The 16,258-nt window shown below is 70.2% G+C and carries 14 protein-coding genes; 5 read left to right on the forward strand and 9 right to left on the reverse strand.

Annotation, left to right across the window (positions count from 1 at the left end):
* Window positions 1-787: phytanoyl-CoA dioxygenase family protein (locus VGH85_16855; protein HEY2175478.1), on the reverse strand; the 787-nt coding region annotated here is incomplete at its 3' end.
* 364 nt (window positions 788-1,151) lie between these two features.
* Between VGH85_16855 and VGH85_16860 the strand changes: the two genes are divergently transcribed.
* Window positions 1,152-2,624, forward strand: a complete 1,473-nt coding sequence (locus VGH85_16860) for an MFS transporter (protein ID HEY2175479.1) — start codon at window positions 1,152-1,154, stop codon at window positions 2,622-2,624.
* Here the strand turns inward: VGH85_16860 and VGH85_16865 are convergent.
* Both VGH85_16865 and VGH85_16870 read right to left on the reverse strand, forming a co-directional pair.
* Window positions 2,621-5,059 carry a CehA/McbA family metallohydrolase gene (locus VGH85_16865; GenBank protein HEY2175480.1) on the reverse strand — a complete coding sequence of 813 codons (2,439 nt, stop codon included), beginning with the start codon at window positions 5,057-5,059 and terminating at the stop codon, window positions 2,621-2,623. The genes VGH85_16860 and VGH85_16865 overlap by 4 nt on opposite strands.
* A 63-nt stretch (window positions 5,060-5,122) precedes the next feature.
* Window positions 5,123-5,920 (reverse strand): arylamine N-acetyltransferase, encoded by a 798-nt coding sequence (locus tag VGH85_16870; protein ID HEY2175481.1) that lies wholly within the window; start codon window positions 5,918-5,920, stop codon window positions 5,123-5,125.
* A gap of 103 nt (window positions 5,921-6,023) precedes the next feature.
* Between VGH85_16870 and VGH85_16875 the strand changes: the two genes are divergently transcribed.
* On the forward strand, window positions 6,024-6,608 hold the full coding sequence (locus tag VGH85_16875) for a class I SAM-dependent methyltransferase (protein ID HEY2175482.1): 585 nt from the start codon (window positions 6,024-6,026) through the stop codon (window positions 6,606-6,608).
* An 87-nt stretch (window positions 6,609-6,695) separates the two neighbouring features.
* A complete protein-coding gene (locus tag VGH85_16880; protein ID HEY2175483.1) occupies window positions 6,696-7,589 on the forward strand; it encodes an aminoglycoside phosphotransferase family protein in 894 nt (297 codons plus the stop codon).
* Here the strand turns inward: VGH85_16880 and VGH85_16885 are convergent.
* The 3 genes from VGH85_16885 to VGH85_16895 are packed head-to-tail and all read right to left on the reverse strand — an operon-like array spanning window position 7,581 to window position 11,598.
* Window positions 7,581-10,115: a molybdopterin cofactor-binding domain-containing protein gene (locus VGH85_16885; GenBank protein ID HEY2175484.1), complete on the reverse strand. Its 2,535-nt coding sequence runs from the start codon at window positions 10,113-10,115 to the stop codon at window positions 7,581-7,583. The two genes, VGH85_16880 and VGH85_16885, sit on opposite strands and share 9 nt — an antisense overlap.
* Window positions 10,116-10,167: 52 nt before the next feature.
* Entirely contained in the window at window positions 10,168-10,614 is a 447-nt protein-coding gene (locus VGH85_16890; GenBank protein ID HEY2175485.1) for a YdeI/OmpD-associated family protein, read from the reverse strand.
* Between the two features lie 24 nt (window positions 10,615-10,638).
* Window positions 10,639-11,598, reverse strand: a complete 960-nt coding sequence (locus tag VGH85_16895) for a sigma-70 family RNA polymerase sigma factor (GenBank protein HEY2175486.1) — start codon at window positions 11,596-11,598, stop codon at window positions 10,639-10,641.
* Between the two features lie 78 nt (window positions 11,599-11,676).
* Between VGH85_16895 and VGH85_16900 the strand changes: the two genes are divergently transcribed.
* Window positions 11,677-12,108 (forward strand): nuclear transport factor 2 family protein, encoded by a 432-nt coding sequence (locus VGH85_16900; GenBank protein HEY2175487.1) that lies wholly within the window; start codon window positions 11,677-11,679, stop codon window positions 12,106-12,108.
* 45 nt (window positions 12,109-12,153) lie between these two features.
* Here the strand turns inward: VGH85_16900 and VGH85_16905 are convergent, their stop codons facing one another.
* The 3 genes from VGH85_16905 to VGH85_16915 form a co-directional block, all read right to left on the reverse strand.
* Entirely contained in the window at window positions 12,154-13,251 is a 1,098-nt protein-coding gene (locus VGH85_16905; GenBank protein ID HEY2175488.1) for a permease, read from the reverse strand.
* A 100-nt stretch (window positions 13,252-13,351) separates the two neighbouring features.
* Window positions 13,352-13,864 (reverse strand): methylated-DNA--[protein]-cysteine S-methyltransferase, encoded by a 513-nt coding sequence (locus tag VGH85_16910; GenBank protein ID HEY2175489.1) that lies wholly within the window; start codon window positions 13,862-13,864, stop codon window positions 13,352-13,354.
* Between the two features lie 93 nt (window positions 13,865-13,957).
* Entirely contained in the window at window positions 13,958-15,337 is a 1,380-nt protein-coding gene (locus VGH85_16915; protein ID HEY2175490.1) for a PLP-dependent aminotransferase family protein, read from the reverse strand.
* Between the two features lie 54 nt (window positions 15,338-15,391).
* Between VGH85_16915 and VGH85_16920 the strand changes: the two genes are divergently transcribed.
* Window positions 15,392-16,027: a hypothetical protein gene (locus VGH85_16920; GenBank protein ID HEY2175491.1), complete on the forward strand. Its 636-nt coding sequence runs from the start codon at window positions 15,392-15,394 to the stop codon at window positions 16,025-16,027.
* Window positions 16,028-16,258 lie beyond the last annotated feature (231 nt).

Raw genomic sequence — 16,258 nt, forward strand, 5'->3', positions numbered from 1 at the left:
CCGGTGCGGCGCCCAGCGCGATCCCCCGCTCGTCGATGTCAGGATCCTCATGCCTGACGCCTCGCAGGATCATGCCCTGACCCTGGGAGAAGCGGTGCGAGTCGTTCAGCGGCGGGTCGGCCGGGTCGCGGAACTGCACCAGCCAGGTGGTCCGTGCCTCGTCACTGGTGTTGATGCCGGAGCCGTGCACCGTGAGGTAGGTGAAGAACAGCACGTCACCGGCCTCGGCCTCGAGCGGTATCGCCGAGTCCAGCGGCCACTCGTCGATCGGCAGGTGGTAGCTGCCGGCGGGATCGTGCCGTAGCGGGCCGTTCTTGTGGCTCCCCGGTACGACGCGCACGCAGCCCTTCGTGTCGGGGGCATCGTCGAAGTGGAAGATCGCGGCGGCCATCCGCCCGTATTTGTGCGGGAAGAACGGATGGTCCTGGTGCATCGGGAAGGGCGAGCCCTTCTCCGGCGGCTTGACGAAGAGCTTGGTGTGGTGCAGCTGCACGTCCTCGGAGCCGAGGACCTGCGCGGCGATGTCGACGAACCGCGGGTCGGTGAGCAGCCGGCTGAAGGCGGCCGAATAGAACTGCGTGTCGTGGAGGTGCTGCAGCGAGGTCTTCACCATCGTGCCCGCAGCCTCGCGGCCGGACGCCCAGGTCGCGTCGGGCTGTTCCTTCCGGCGCTCCAACACGGCGTGCGCCTCGGCCCGCATTTCGGCGGCCTCGCGCTTGGACAGCAGCCCCTTCACCAGAACGTAGCCGTTCTTGCGGTACGCGCGCTGCTCAGCGGCAGTGAGCATGGTCAGATCCTCCAGGCCGAATCTCCGTCGGCGCGATCGCTCGATCGCGGGGTTGTGGACGAGCCTAGAACACGCTCTCCGGACGGGGAACGCGGACTTCCACCGTGGCGCGGTTCACTGAAAGAGCCTCGTCACCGCCAGCCCAGCGCTGCCCCGCCGCCCACATGATCGTGATCGGATAAAGCCGCGAAACGCCGTGCAAATCCGATCACGATCATGAACCCGGGGGCGCTGCAGCTACTTGGCCCACGCCGGACGACATCGCCCCGAGCCCCGCCGAGAGCGCGCTAGCCGGTGCCGCCCGTCCAGGTGGTGGCTGGCTGTCGGTTGACTTCGACCATGCTCTAAATTTTAGGGTCAGACCATGGGACCCAGCCGACGCCGCCGATTCCTGGTCCTCGCCATCTGCTGCGCCAGCATGCTCGTCGTGGTGATGGACATCTCCATCGTCAACGTCGCGTTGCCCGCGATCCGCGCCGACCTGCACGCCTCGGTGTCGGGCCTGCAGTGGACGATCGACGCCTACACCCTGATGCTGGCCAGCTTCCTGCTGCTGGCCGGATCCACCGCCGATCGAGTCGGCCGTCGGCGGATCTTCCAGGTGGGTCTCGCCCTCTTCGGGGTGGGCTCTCTGGTGTGCAGCCTGGCCCCGAGCATCGGCTGGCTCATCGCGGCGCGTGCGCTGCAGGCCGTCGGTGGGACGATGCTCAACCCGGTGGCGTTGGCGATCGTCGTCACCACCTTCCCGGACCGGACTGAGCGGGCCCGAGCCATCGGCGTGTTCGGGTCGATATCCGGCCTCGCGCTGGCGCTGGGTCCGATCCTGGGCGGCGCCCTGGTCGACAGCTTCGGCTGGCGTTCCATCTTCTGGGTCAACGTGCCGATCGCGGCCGCCGCCATCGTGTGCACGGCACTGTTCGTGCCCGAATCCCGCGCCGCCCGGGCGCGTCGGTTCGACCCGGTGGGCCAGGCCCTGGTCATCCTGATGCTGGGCAGCGTCGTCTACGCGATCATCGAGTCCACCCGGTTGGGCTGGACCTCGCCGGTCATGCTCGGCCTGCTCGCCGTCGCCGTGGCCGCCGGGGTGGGCATCCTCGGCTACGAGCCACGGCGGGTCGACCCGCTGCTGGAGTTGCGCTTGTTCCGCAGCGTGCCGTTCAGTTCGGCGATCCTGTTGGCGCTGTTCGCCTTCTGCGGGTTCGGCGCGTTCCTGTTCGTGACCACCCAGTACCTGCAGAACGTACGCGGCTTGTCGGCGATGAGCGCCGGACTGTGCCTGCTCCCGGTCGGGATCCTGATCCTCGTTCTCGCTCCGCTCGCCGGCCGACTGGTCGGAGCCTGCGGCCCTCGACTGCCGCTGGTGCTCGCCGGAGCCGCACTGGCCCTGGGCGGTGGCGCGTCGCTCTGGCTCGCACCGACGACGCCGCTGCCGGCCGTGCTCGCGATCTACGGGCTGTTCGGCATCTTCCTGGGCACGGTCAACGCGCCGATCACCAACTCGGCGGTCTCCGGAATGCCCACCTCGATGGCCGGGGTGGCCGGCTCGTTGGCCTCGACCGGACGGCAGACCGGCACCAGTCTGGGCGTCGCGATCTCCGGCACGATCGTGGGCTCGGCCGTTGTCCGCGGGGGGACGGCGTACACCAGCGCCGAGCACACCGTGTGGTGGCTCCTGCTCGGGCTCGGCGTCGGCATCCTGGTGCTGGGGTTGCTCAGCACCGGACGATGGGCCCGGGGCACCGCACGGCGGGCGGCGACCCGGTTCGAGGAAGTGGACCCGGGGTCGTCCAACCCCACCTTCCGCGCCGACGACCGGACGCCGGCCGGCAACGTCTAACGCAGGTCGCGGGCCCGGGCCGCGAGCGCGTCGAGGGCTTCGCCGAACGGGCGCTCGAGCCAGTCGAGATGGTTGGCCTCTCCGTGGTGGTGCGTCGTGAGGCGGTCGTCCCGGAGAGGGGCGGTGTGCCGGACGTAGTCACGGGTCCCCTCGACCAGCGTCCGGATGTAGTGCAGGCCCTGGGGGTCGGCCATTCCCCATTCGCCGCCGCACGCGACGTACACCGGGGAGGTGTGGGCGAACACTCGCCGACCCCACTCGTCGAGATGGTTGTCGACGCCGTACGCGCGGCACGCGATCCAGGAGTGCCCGTCGACCCGGACCTGCTCGGAGAGGGACAGGCTCCGGCCGCCGTCGGTCCTGGCCGCGGCGATCACCTCGCCGTTGCACACGAGTTCCAGGGAGCGCAGCGGGAAGACGCTGGTGACCGCGGCGTCGACGGTGACTGTGCCCGGCCCGGTCAGCTCGACCGTGTCACCGGCTTCCCGTCCGTCGACGGTGAGCGTGAGCAGTGGGCCGCCGGACAGGAAGGTCCGGCCCGCCCGCACCGCGCGACACCAGCCGTCGTAGGACTCGTCGCCGTCGAGCCGGGCGTAGGTGCGGTAGAGGCCGACCGGGACCTCGCTGGACATCTTGTCGGTGCCGCCGACGAGCGGTAGCCGGTAACCGCAGTTGAGGTAGCGGTAGTACTCGAGCAGGGCATTGTCGGACTGCGCGAGCATCTCGACCGCATCGGCCCGCCCGGTGGCGACGAGTACGGCGGGTTCACCGTTGGGGTTGGGGAAGTGCGCGGCGACGACGGTGCCACCCTGCCCGTGCGCACGGTCGGCCCAGTCGCTGAGCGTCGCATCCAGCGCACCGCCGAGCTCTCCCTCGTCCGGCCCGTCGGTGCACCACGGCATGACGGGCTCCTTCAGACCCCACAGGATGAGGTGCCCGAGGGCGTGCTGGCGGTTCTCCTGGCCGACATAGGTGAAGTAGCCGCCGCCGTCGACCACGGTCGGGCGTCCGGTGAAGTCCTCGGTATTGGTGAAGAGCGCGCCCCACTGTGACTGGAGGAGGTTCACCACGCGCAGGTCCTCGCCCAGCTGCTCGAGCTGCGCGCCGGGCGTGGACAGGAAGTGGACGTGGGAGTCGCCCGACCACCAGCCGGCCGCGGCCAGGTCGGTCATCCGGGCGATCCGCAGCGTCAGCTCCCGCTGACCGGGCTCGATCCGTACGGTCTGCCGGAGCGGTTCGTATTCGAAGCCGCGGGCCACGTCGACGAGAACGTCGCCTCTCGGCAGCCATCCCTGGCAGGTGCCGTCGATGTAGGCGTAGGTCTGCTGTCCGAGCCGGACGTCGCCGCCGACGTCGTAATGCCAGGTTCCGAGGTTGGAGGCGACGTGGTTGTGGTGGCCGTGCGGCTGGTAGGGGACGCCGGCGGGGGAGCGGAAGTGCACCCGGCACGGCACCGGGCGGCCGGTCGCGTCGTCGAGCACGGTGACGTGCACCCAGTTGCGGCCGCTCTCGGCGACCTCGAAGCGCACCCGGCCGTCGTCGATCCGGCCCTCGCGCTGCACCTCTTCCCACTGCGCCTGCCCGAGCTGCTGTCCTTCCCGGCGTACGACGACCGTGGCGGACGGGACGGCCGCGATGGAGGTGTAGGCGGGACTGGTGCCCGGCTCGCCGACGGCCGCGCCCCATCCGGGCCGGTCGTCGTCGCCGGGTAGCCGCTGCGGATAGGTCGCGACGCCACGGTCGACGGTGACGTCGAGTGCTCCGCTTTGGTCCGCGCCCTCCGGATCGGTCACCGTCAGGAGCACCGGACGGCCCGGCGTCCGCACGAACGGATGCTCCTCGAGGTGACCGAGCGTGATGCCCGCGACGAGGAACGGCGAGCCCTCAGGGATCAGCTCGATGCGCTCGATCGGGATGTCGGGCTCGGGATTCTCCCAGCACCACAGGTAGTACGCCGCCGGCCGGCCCTTGTCGTGCTCGGTGAGACGAAACCCGGCCTCGCTCCAGCTGCCCTCGAAGCGGGGGGCATTGCTGTCGAGGGTGTCGCTGACGGCGAGGAACGGGTCGCGCCCCCACTCCGGGGGGACGACCTGGATCTCGAACCGTTCCCGGATGGGCACGGTCACGACGCGACCGCCGGCAAGGTGGAAGGAGTAGTGGGCCACCGTCTCGCCGACCCCGTGACCCGCGGGACCGGCCGGCTCGAGTAGGCGGTGCGCGACGATCACCCGGCGGGCCGACCGACCGACGTCGACCGACACAGGGGAGCGGGGCGCGACGAAACAGCTGTCCTTCGACGGTTGCTCCGGACCGATCAGGAAGGGCAGACCGCGTAACTCCACCCGACCCAATGCTGGATCGGTGTCGGCGGCGCCGAGGACATCCAGCCCGGCGTTACAGACTGACGCAATATCGAGCGGCTCATAGCTCGGCATCGCCAGATCGTATTCCCGCCACCGAAGTCTGGCCGACCGACTTTCGCCGCGGGCAACCCTTAGTCAGCCGTCCAAAGGCACGGGCGGACGATCGAGCACGATCCCGAAGTGGTCGCGGTAGGCCGCCAGCAGTTCCTCGTCGTCGACCAGCACGGTCTCTTTCCGATCTCCGCCGTCGCTGCTGATCAGGGTGTGGTCGGCCAGCGTGATCAAGCCGAACGTCGTGGTGAGCCGCGAGCAGACGGGCGATTTGCGGAAGTGCGACCCGGGTCGAGTCTGCTGCCACCAGCAGGTCGGCCCGAAGTCGGGCAACGTGCGCGGGCGGCTTTCGAGGCGATACTGCGGGGCGCCGTCGCGCGACACGTCGATGTCGCCACCGGGCAGTGTGTTCACGGTGAATGTGCCGCACGGATCGGGCTGCTCGACGCCCGACTCCAGCCGAAGCGGGTAGGCGCTGTGGCGGCCGAATCCCACGTCGACGAGCCAGCCGTCCACCAGCAGGGCCAGGTGGTCGAACGGCGGGCCGAGACCGCGTGGTCCGTACACGCCGCCACCGAGCAGCGTCACCCCGAAGCCGAGGGAGGTCAGTAGCGAGGCGAGCAGGCCGTTGAGCTCGTAACAGAATCCGCCCCGTCGTCCGGTGACGATCTTGTCGAACAGGTCTCCCACCGAGAGCGAGATCGGCTCGCCGAGATGGATGGTCAGGTTTTCGAACGGCGTGGTCTGCAGGTGGCGACGTTGCAAGTCCCGGAGCGTGGCTGCGCCATCTTCGGGCAGGTTCGAAGCGCCGATGCGCGCGAGGTAGGCACTGACCTGCGGGTCATCCAGCGGCTCCACCTCGCTCGTTTCCCGCTCGCTCACCTGCGCACCTCTCCCTGCCCGGCCCCCGGGGACTTTCAGTCATTCTGGTCCGCGGTCGCACCCTTCAGTGATGTGACCGTGCTTGTGGGGACAAGATCAGTCGATGAACGAGACGCATCTGGCGCTGTGCGCCAGCGCAGAGTGGGCCGACGCGGTGCAGCGCTGGATCATTCCGTGGGCGCTCGAATCGGTCGATCTCGGCGACGACGTGCTCGAAGTCGGACCGGGGCCCGGGTTGACCACCGACGTCCTGCGCACCCGATTCGCGACGCTGACCGCGGTGGAGATCGACGCCGACCTTGCTGCGCAGCTTGCCGCTCGACTGGCGGGAACGAACGTGACCGTCGTCCATGCGGACGCGCGTGCGACGGGCTTGCCGGCCGACCGGTTCAGCGGCGCGACGTGCCTCACCATGCTTCACCACGTGCCGACCGCCGATCGGCAGAACGCTCTGCTCGCCGAGGTGCATCGGGTCCTCCGTCCGGGCGGGACCCTGGCCGGCACCGACAGCCTCGACAGTCCCGACTTCCGCGATCTGCACGTGGACGACGTATGCCTTCCGGTCGATCCGCAGACCTTCGGCACTCGACTCGAACAGGCGGGCTACGTCGACGTGCACGTCGATACGAACGAGTACGGCGTCCGCTTCCGAGCGAGAAAGGCCGGGCCGACGCGATCATCTGGCTGACGTCAGGTCAGCGCCTTGGCTAACCGTTCGACGGTCTGAATAAACCCGGTTGTCGGGGTCGGCCGCGGTCCTCGACGATGAGCCTCGATGGAAGCAAAGATGCACGCCGACCAGGCCGAAACGGACGACGCACTCGTGCGACGTCTTCTGGCGGGACAGTTCCCGCAGTGGGCCCGGCTGCCGATCGACCGGGTCGCGTCCTCCGGTACCGATCACGACATCTATCGGTTGGGCGATCATCTTGCGGCCCGATTGCCTCGAATCGAGTCGGCCACCAGGCAGGCGGCCCTGGAGGCGGAATGGTTGCCGAAGCTCGCCCCACACCTTCCGCTCGCCATCCCCACGCAACTCGCGATGGGACGGCCGGCCGAGGGCTATCCGTTCGACTGGTCGGTGTACGAGTGGTTGCCGGGCGAGACGACCGTCCGCACGATCGACCCTGAGCAGGCGGCCGTCGACCTTGCCGCATTCGTGATCGCCTTACGTGGGGTCGATAAGGCCGGCGCGCACCGGCGCCCCCCGTACGGCCGAGGCGGCCCACTCACCGAACGCGACGACCACGTCCGGCGAGCGGTGGCCGAACTCGGCGACCGAATCGATGGTGACCGCATCCTGGGGCTGTGGCAGGAATCGCTCGACGCCGCGCCGTGGAAGGGTGCGGAGGTCTGGGTGCACGGTGATCTGTTGCCGGGCAACCTCCTCGTCGTCGACGGCCGGTTGTCAGCGGTCATCGACTTCGGCGGCCTCAATGTTGGCGATCCCGCGTGTGACCTGCAGCCGGCGTGGAACGACTTCGACGGTGTCAGTCGTACGACGTTCCGGGCCGAACTCGGGGTCGACGACGCGTCCTGGGTCCGGGGCCGTGGCTGGGCGCTCTTCCAAGCTGTGACGGGGCTGGCGTACTACTGGGACACCAATCCCGGGATGATCCGCCAGGCGTCATACGCACTCGCGCAGGTCCTCGCCGGCGACTCAGCGTGAGGCGGATGCGTTGAGGCCCGGAAGCATCGGCAGCTGGCGAATGCGCCGGCCCGTGGCGCGATAGACGGCATTGGCGATTGCGGGTGCGACGGTGATGATCGGGGCCTCACCGGCGCCGGCGGAGGGCTGGTCCGGACGGTCGACGATGACGACCTCGATCGTCGGCAGGTCGGAAAACCGCGGCACCCGGTAGTCGGCGAGGGACGCGTTCTGGATCCGCCCGCCCTCGAAATGGATCGCCTCGAACAGAGCACCGCCGAGCCCCATGATGGTGGCGCCGGTGACCTGGTTTCGTAGGCCCTGAGGATCGACGACAGCGCCGCAGTCGAAGGCAGTGACGATGCGGAGCACGCGCAGCATGCCGTCGGCGTCGACGACGACCTCCGCGGCTGTGGCGACCCGGCCGTCCTTCTCGATGCCGCAGGCGATGCCGGTGCCGCACCCGTCCCGGCCCGCCGGCGGCGGCCAGCCGATGCGTTCCGTGACCGCCGTCAACGTGTCCTTGAGGCGGGTGTCGTGCAGGTGGCGAAGTCGCAGGTCGAGCGGGTCGAGGTCGAGTTCGACGGCGATCTCGTCGAGGTGAGATTCGCGGGCGAAGTTGTTCGCGGTCGCCGCCAGGGCCCGGTAGGAGCCCTGGGGCAGCGGTGAGTCGGCGGGCTGGAAGCGTTCTCGCCGGTGCCGCACGTCGTACGGCGTGAAGAGTCCGGCCGCGCCGCTGTTGACGTTTCTGAATTCCCAGCTCTCGAGGCGACCGTCCACGCTGGTGGCGCTGCGTACGTCGATCACGGCCGCCGGCCGGAAATAGGCCCAGGTGAGCTCTTCCTCGCGGGTCCATGACAGGCGGACCGGTCGCTGGGCGGCCCGGGCGAGGAGCGCGGCTTCGACCGCGACGTCCGCGGTGTGTTTGCCGCCGAATCCACCGCCGAAATCCGGTACGACGATCCGCACGCTGTCCTCGGGCAGACCGAGAGCGTCGGCAACCGTCTCCCGGACTGCGAACGGGCGTTGGGTGCCGACCCAGACGGTGGCGTCGCCGGAGTTGACCTGGGCCAGGGCGACGCGCGTCTCCATGGGGACGTGGGCCACGTAGGCGGTGGTGTAGGTCGCCGCGAGGCGCAGATCGCCGTCGGCGCCGGCCGTGTCGACGTCTCCGACCTCGCGGCATGCGGCGGGCGCGGTGGGCTGCGGCGGATGCGCACGCAGGTAGCTTTCGAGCTCGCCCTCGTCGGGCTGGTCGGTGAGATCCCACATCGGGCGGAGCACCTGCAGCGCCGCGTCGGCGGCCCTCCGGGTCGGGGCGGCGACCGCGAGGAAGTTGCCGTCCCGGACGACCACCGCGTCCGGTATCCGCCGTACGCCGGTGGTATCGACGGTCGTCAGCGTCGCGCCGTATGCGGGTGGGCGCAGCACTCTGCCGTGCAGCATTTCGGGGAGGGTGAGGTCGGAGGGGAACCGCTTCCGCCCGGTCACGGCGGCGATCAGGTTGGTGCGCAGGCTATCCGCGTCGAGGTCGGTGAGCGCGGGTGTCGCGGTCGGCAACGGATCGTCGTGGCCGACGGTGATCGTCCGCGGGTTGCCGGCGACGATGTCGCCGTAGCCGCTCTTGCGGGAGCCGTCACCGACAGCGCCATCCTGCGGGGTCACGGCGTCGGGGGCGGTGTGCCACCGCCGCGCCGCCTCCGCGCACAGCTCGTGCCGTGCGGCGGCCGCGAGCAACCGCAAGGCATGCCCGGCATCCGGTGTGGAGCGGCTGCCGACCGTGCCGCGGTCGAAGGGCGACGATGCGGTGTCCCCCATCGCGATGTGGACCATCGACGTGGAGGTGCGCAGTTCGCCGGCCACCATTCGGGCGATCGACGCCCGGTTGCCCTGTCCGGCGTCGACCTTTCCGGTGAATGCGGTGATCCGGCCCCGGCCGTCGATCACCAGACGCGCGCCGCCCGGTGTGGACCAACCCCAGTCGCGGCCGGCGTCTGCCTCGGTGGTCGGGGGGATTACGAGCGTCCACTGCGCTTCGTCCGTACCTGCTTCCGACGTACCGCCGGGCGCGGTCACGCCCTGCGCCGAGGCCGCGCCGTCGGCCGCCGACCGGACCGCCTCCAGGACTCGTGGATAGCCGCCGCACCGGCAGATGTTGCCCTCGAGCGCGCACCGGATCGTGTCGTCGTCCGGCGCCGGATCGCGATCCAGCACGGCGGCCGCCACTAGCACCATTCCCGGTGTGCAGTACCCGCATTGGAAGGCTCTCTTCTCGACGAAGGCCGCCTGGATTGGGTGTAGCTCCCCGTCGCGGGACAGTCCCTCGATCGTCGTAATCGAATCGTCGTCGTCGAGTGCTGCGGGGTCCAGGGTGCAGGCGCGCGTCGCGGCGCCGTTGACGAGCACGGTGCAGGCGCCACACACTCCTTCGCCGCATCCGTATTTCGCGCCGGTCAGGCGGAGGTCCTCGCGCAGCAGATCGAGCAATGAGTTGCCCGCCTGCATGTCAACGTCGTGGGGGCGGCCATTGACGTTGAGCTTCACCATCGGTCCACTCTAGAGAATGGACGAACGCCCGGCGACTTCTCGCCCCAGCGGCTCAGATGCTCCGCGAGCTGAGCACATCGACCGCCTTGGCCACCCGCCGCGCGCGCGTCTCGGGCGTCTTGGCCTGGCCGATCGGGTCGACGAGCTGACGCTTCTTGCTTCTTGAGATGGACTCGAAGTGCTCGCGCGCGGCCGGGTCGGCGGCCAACGCGGCCGCCAGATCCGCCGGCACCTCCACCTCGCGCGGGGCGGTGTCGAGCTCGACGTCGACGGTGACGACGTCGCCGGCCGCGACACCGGCCTGCTCCCGGTTCTCCGCGCTGACCCCCAGCATCGACCGACCGCCCATGACCGCGATGGTGCTCCGGTAGCTGTGCCCGTTGATCGTCACCGTGACCGGCGGGCGCTTGCCCTGTCCGAGTGCGGTCACCACGTCGGCCGGGACCTCGACACCGGTGGCGGTCTTGCCGCCGAGCTCGACGGTTGCCTCGAACTTCATGCCATATCCTTTCGGGTGGACCGCTTAGGTGGCTGTGAGCTTCGCCGGCAGGCCGAAGGCGGTGAGGTCGGCGGAGAGGAATGCGGTCACCTCGGCCACCCGACCGTCCCGGATCGTGAGGACGTCGAGCCCGCCGGGCAGGTAGGAGTCCGCGTCGTCGTCCCACAGGTAGGTGCCGAACGCGATCTGGCCGTTGGCCGTTGTCGGCAGGAACCGCCACCGGGACTGCAACGGGCCATCTGTCAGGAACGCCCGGATGGCGTCCGGACCGTCGTACCACTCGGGCAGCGGTGGCATCGAGTACCGCGCGTCGTCGGCGAGCATTGTCACGATGGCGTTCACATCGCCGGCGTGCCAGGCGTCCGACCAGCGGGTGACGATCTCGTCGACACCGTCCGGGCCGAGATCGCGCAGCACGGACTGCTGGCTGACGTCGGGCGCGTCGACGACCTTGCGCGCACGCTGCAGCGCGCTGTTCACCGAGGCGGTGGAGGTGTCGAGCAGGTCCGCCACCTCGGCTGCGGAAAACCGGAGCACGTCACGCAGGATCAGCGCCGCGCGTTGTCCCGCGGACAGGTGCTGCAGCGCAGCGACGAACGCGAGCTCGACGCTCTCGCGCTCGAGGTACTGCGCCTCGGGCGACGCGTCGGGGTAGGGCTCGAGCCAGCTGATCTCGGTCGAAGGAGTCCCCGGAAGGACGTCGACCGGCAGTTCGCGCCGGCCGCGTCGCTCGAGGGCGGTCAGGCAGCGGTTGGTCGCGATCTTGTAGAGCCACGCCCGGACGAACCCGCGCTGGTCGAGCCCGCCGAGGCTGCGCCAGGCCCGGACCAACGATTCCTGCACCGCGTCCTCCGCGTCGTGCAGGGATCCCAGCATCCGGTAGCAGTGCGCCACCAGCTCTGCCCGGTATGGGCCGACGAGCCGCTCGAAGGCGTCGGAATCCCCGGACCTCGCGGCGTCGAGGAGGTCGGCGGGCGGGCTCATCCGACCATCCTGGCCTCCGCGATGATTTTGCCGGTCGGCGCGGGTTCCATCCATGACACCCCGACATGAGGAGACGACATGACCGACGAGCAGCAGATCCGGGACCTGATCGAACGCTGGGCGATCGCCGTCCACGACGGAGACATGGCCACTGTACTGGCCGACCACGACTCCGAGATCGTGATGTTCGACGTGCCGCCCCCCAACGAGGGTGTGCGGGGGATCGAGGCATACCGGGAGACCTGGCCGGGATTTTTCGAGTGGCAGGCGAGCGGCGCGGTCTTCTCGATCCAGTCCTTGGACGTCACGGCCGGCGCCGACGTCGCGTTCGCCTACGCGCTGCTGCGATGCGGAACGCCCACCGACTTCGAGCGTCGACCCGATGAGCGGCTACGACTCACCCTCGGGCTCCGCAAGGACGGCGACCGCTGGATCGTGGTGCACGAGCACCACTCCTTCCCGGACACCTCCAGCTCGTCCGACGAATCATCGCAATACCACGACGCCTAGCGCCGGGCTACGGCTGGCGGGGCGACGGTTCCGCAGGCTTGACCATCAGAGCAGGGTGAGCAGAGCGCCTGCCGCCACTCCGCCGACGGCGACCACCCCCGCGGTGGCGATGGTTGCCCGCCAGCCGAACGCCCGCAGCACCATCGTCATCCCCGGCACGCTCACCGCGGGCAGGGTGACGAGCAGGGCGCCGACGGCGCCCATCGACAGGCCGGCCACCGCGAGCCCCTGGATGATCGGGATCTCACCGGCGGTCGGGATGACGACGAGCGTGCCGACGATGGCTGCCACGAGGATGACCAGTAGGCCCGAATGCAGCGCGTCGCTCCCGAGAGGGAACAGCCAGCCGCGGAATGCGCCGACCAGCAGCACCATCACGAGGTACTCCGGAAGCACGGTCACCACGAGCCGCAGGAGTGCGCGGGCGAAGCGGTCCGGCGACTGCGCCCACCAGTCTTGGCCGTCGGGAGCCTCGACGTCCGCGGTCAGTAGGGCCGCGGCGTCGGCGGACGTGCCGCGATCGGCGATGCGCGCGACGACCGTCGAGCCGACCACGACGAGCAGCGCGCCGATCGCCAGCCGGGTCACTGTCCACTGCCACGGAGCGACGAAGGCCAGGAAGACGATCACTGCAGGATTCAGCAGCGGGTTGCCGAGCCAGTAGGCGACCGCCGCCGCGGTCGGTACGCCGTCGCGCCGGAGCGTCGACGCCACCGGAGCGGCGCAGCAGGTGCACATCATCGACGGCGTACTCATCAGGCCGCCGACCACGGCCGCTCCGGTGGGTCGGCGGCGACCCAGCAGGCGCCGCAGCCAGGTACGCGGGACGAGGGCCTGGATCGCCGCGCTGATGAGCACCGCAGCAACGAGTGCCTTCCAGATCGCGAGCCCGTATACGCCCAAGAAGCTCGTTGCCGCGTGCCAGCTCGGCGCATCTCCCGGATGAACTCCGCCGGTGGCCAGGATGTCGGTGCCAGACCATTTGTGGCTGGAGGAAAGGGTCACCGCCTTCGCGAGGTAGGGCGCCCACTTCGCCCAGAGTAGGGCGAGGGAACCAATGACCAGGGCGATCAGCACCCCGACTACGGCGGCGCTACGGGTGGGCCGGGACCGCGGTCGGTCATCGATAAGGGTGGCGAGCACCGCGACAGCTTACGAATGCGCCGTCCCGGGGTTCGGCGCGGTTCCGCTCAGCCGCGTTGGCTGCCGCACCGTGCGGTCAGTGGGACGGGTAAGGCGACGGTCAGAACAGCCTGGCCGCCGCCACAGTCGCCGGCTCCTCGAGTTCGAGGAGGAACTGCTTGCGCGATAGGCCGCCGGCGTAGCCGGTGAGCTTGCCGTCCTTCCCGACGACCCGGTGGCACGGGACGATGATGGACAGCGGATTGTGCCCGACCGCCTGACCTACAGCCTGCGCCAGCGTCTTGTCGCCGAGCCGCTCGGCAAGCTCGCCATAGGTCGTGGTCGCGCCGAACGGAATCTGTTCGAGCATCGCCCAGACCCGCTGTTGGAACTCGTCGCCGTTCGCCGTGGTCGGCAGGTCGAACGAGGTCCGCTCCCCGGCGAGGTACTCGTCGAGCTGGATCCGCGCCGTGTCGAGCAGGAGGTCGTCGTGGGCGTCGACCCGGGACCCAAAGGCGTCCCGGTCAGGGTTGGTCCAGTGGTGCGCGAAGTAAAGCCCGATGATGGCGTCGTCGGTCGCGACGAGGGTCAGATCGCCGATCGCGGTGTCGACGATCGCGTGGCGGGTGTTCATGATCTGCACCTTCCCTGGTGTGAGCTGCCGTCACGAGGAAAACGCATCGGCGCGGCGAAACGTGAGATCAGCCGCGGCGAAACCGCGACACGGCTAGGCGGTCCACCGCGACGGCGCCCGGGGGGTCGCGCGGCGCGACATGCTCGACGCCTCCCGCAGCATCCGTACGACGTCGTCGATCCGGTCGAGCGGCATGGTGAACGGCAGGCGGAACCAGCGGTCCGCCGTACCGTCGACGGTGAAACGCGGCCCCGGCGTGAGGCGCAGTCCGGCGTCGAGGGCGCGGGCGGCGAGGCGGGTCGCGCTCGGCTCGGGCAACTCCACCCACAGCACCATTCCGGCTCGGGGAATCGCGCAGCGCCAGTCGGGCAGCTCGCGGGCAAGGGACTGCACGAGCGCATCCCGTGACCGACGAAGCAGGGCCCGGCGTGCGGGGAGGACCTCGTCGGCGCGGCGCAGCAGCTGCGCCGCGACCAGCTGGTCGAGGACCGGGCTGGCCAGATCCTGGCCCGCCCGCGCCTGAGCGAGCCGGCCGAGCAGCTCGGGCTCCGCCCGTATCCACCCGATCCGCAGTCCGGCCCAGAAGGCCTTGCTGATCGATCCGAGGGTGACGACGCGGCGGTCGAGCGCGCCGAGCCGGGGCGGCGGCCGGCCGTCCAGGACGAGATCGGCGAACGTCTCGTCCGCCGCCACCACGGCGGATCCGCCGACGTCGGTCAAGAGTCGGCGGCGCTGCTCCGCATCGGCGAGGAATCCGGTGGGGTTCTGCGCGTCGGGAGTGACGTGCACCAGCCCGGCCGAGGCGGTGGGAGCTTCCCAGCCATGCGCGGTCACCGGTATCGCCGCCGGACGCAGCCGATGTGCGGACACGGCGTCGAGGACCGCCGGGTAGGTCGGCTGCTCGACCAGCACCCGCGTCCCCGGCCGGGTGAGCACCCGCAGCAGGAGGTCCCAGCCGTGCAGGGCACCACCGGTGACCAGCACTTGCTCCGTCCGGGTGGGCAGCCCGCATCCGGACAGGTGGTCGGCTACCGCGGCACGCAGCTCGGGAACACCGAGCGGATGCAGGCCGTGGCCGGCCAGCAGCGGCCGGAGGGCGACCGCGGCGTCCTGGACGGCGTCCACCAGCAGCGCCGGCGCCGGGAGCGCGGCGACACTCAGGTCGAGGACGTCCGCGCGGTCCGCGGGGTCGGAGTCCGGTCGCACCGGCACGGCGGCCGGCAGGGCCACCCGGCTGCCGGCGCCGTGATCGCTGCGCAGATAACCCTCACCGCGCAGGACGTCGTAAGCGGCGCTGACCGTCGTACGGCTCACCGACAACGCGGCCGCGAGCTCCCGCTCCGACGGCACCCGCGCACCGGCGGGCAGGCGGCCGTCGAGCGCCAGGCCGCGCAGCCCGGCGGCCACGGCGGCGTACGCCGGGCCGCTGTCCAGCCACGGGTCGAGTAGCTCGGCGAGCCGGGACACCAGCATCCGGCCATTGTCTCTCACTTGGCCCTGTTCGCACCAGGCCAAAGCGTGCACGGTGTGGGAGTGTTGCTGCTCGCCTCAGTCCCCGCGACCCGCCGGCCCACCCGTTTTGCGCTGCTCCTCGGCGGTCTGACCCTCTACGGCGTCAGCGACGGATTGCTCGTGCTGGCCGGCCTCGGTCTCGACCCGTGGGACGTGTTGCACCAGGGCCTGTCCCGGACCTTCGGTCTGCAGGTCGGCACCTGGGCGATCATCGTGGGCGCGGTGGTCCTGCTCGGCTGGCTCCCGCTGCGTCAGCGGGTCGGGCTCGGGACGGTCTGCAACGTCGCCGTGATCGGCCTGGTCATCAACGCGACCATGGCGATCGTGCCGGCGCCGCACACGCTGATCGTGCAGATCGGCACGCTGGTCGGGGCCGTCGTACTCAACGGCATCGCCACCGGCGCATATATCGGTGCCGGGCTCGGGCCTGGTCCGCGGGACGGGCTGAGCACCGGCATCGCCGCTCGGGGAGTCTCGCTCCGGGTGGTGCGCACGGTAGTCGAGGTGAGCGTGCTGGCGCTCGGCTGGCTGCTCGGCGGCTCCGTCGGCGTCGGCACCGTCGTCTACGCCCTCGCCATCGGCCCGATCACCCACGTGACGATTCCGGCTCTCCGGCTTCGCTCGAGGCGGTCTCCTGCGGCGTCACGGTGACGGCCGCCGTCCCCGCCGCCCTCCCCCACCCCGGTGATCAAGAGGGGATTCCTTCGGCGTTTCGTGCTGAAATCCCCTCTTGATCACGGGGTGTGTGGGGCATCGCCGCATGAGAGCCGCGAGATCTCGGTACAGTTACGTTCAGTAGTCAAACGATTACTGGCCGGTGGGCGGCAGCGCCGCCGGACGTGACGGCGGCCGAAGTTCCCCGCGGCAGCTCAGGAGCGCCGC

It is taken from the genome of Mycobacteriales bacterium (genome assembly GCA_036497565.1).
Taxonomy (GTDB): domain Bacteria; phylum Actinomycetota; class Actinomycetes; order Mycobacteriales; family QHCD01; genus DASXJE01.

Coding starts and splice junctions, on each gene's coding strand:
- VGH85_16860 (HEY2175479.1), top strand. CDS start 1,152: ATGGGACCCAGCCGACGCCGCCGATTCCTGGTCCTCGCCATCTGCTGC.
- VGH85_16865 (HEY2175480.1), bottom strand. CDS start 5,059: ATGCCGAGCTATGAGCCGCTCGATATTGCGTCAGTCTGTAACGCCGGG.
- VGH85_16875 (HEY2175482.1), top strand. CDS start 6,024: ATGAACGAGACGCATCTGGCGCTGTGCGCCAGCGCAGAGTGGGCCGAC.
- VGH85_16880 (HEY2175483.1), top strand. CDS start 6,696: ATGGAAGCAAAGATGCACGCCGACCAGGCCGAAACGGACGACGCACTC.
- VGH85_16885 (HEY2175484.1), bottom strand. CDS start 10,115: ATGGTGAAGCTCAACGTCAATGGCCGCCCCCACGACGTTGACATGCAG.
- VGH85_16890 (HEY2175485.1), bottom strand. CDS start 10,614: ATGAAGTTCGAGGCAACCGTCGAGCTCGGCGGCAAGACCGCCACCGGT.
- VGH85_16895 (HEY2175486.1), bottom strand. CDS start 11,598: ATGAGCCCGCCCGCCGACCTCCTCGACGCCGCGAGGTCCGGGGATTCC.
- VGH85_16900 (HEY2175487.1), top strand. CDS start 11,677: ATGACCGACGAGCAGCAGATCCGGGACCTGATCGAACGCTGGGCGATC.
- VGH85_16910 (HEY2175489.1), bottom strand. CDS start 13,864: ATGAACACCCGCCACGCGATCGTCGACACCGCGATCGGCGATCTGACC.
- VGH85_16915 (HEY2175490.1), bottom strand. CDS start 15,337: ATGCTGGTGTCCCGGCTCGCCGAGCTACTCGACCCGTGGCTGGACAGC.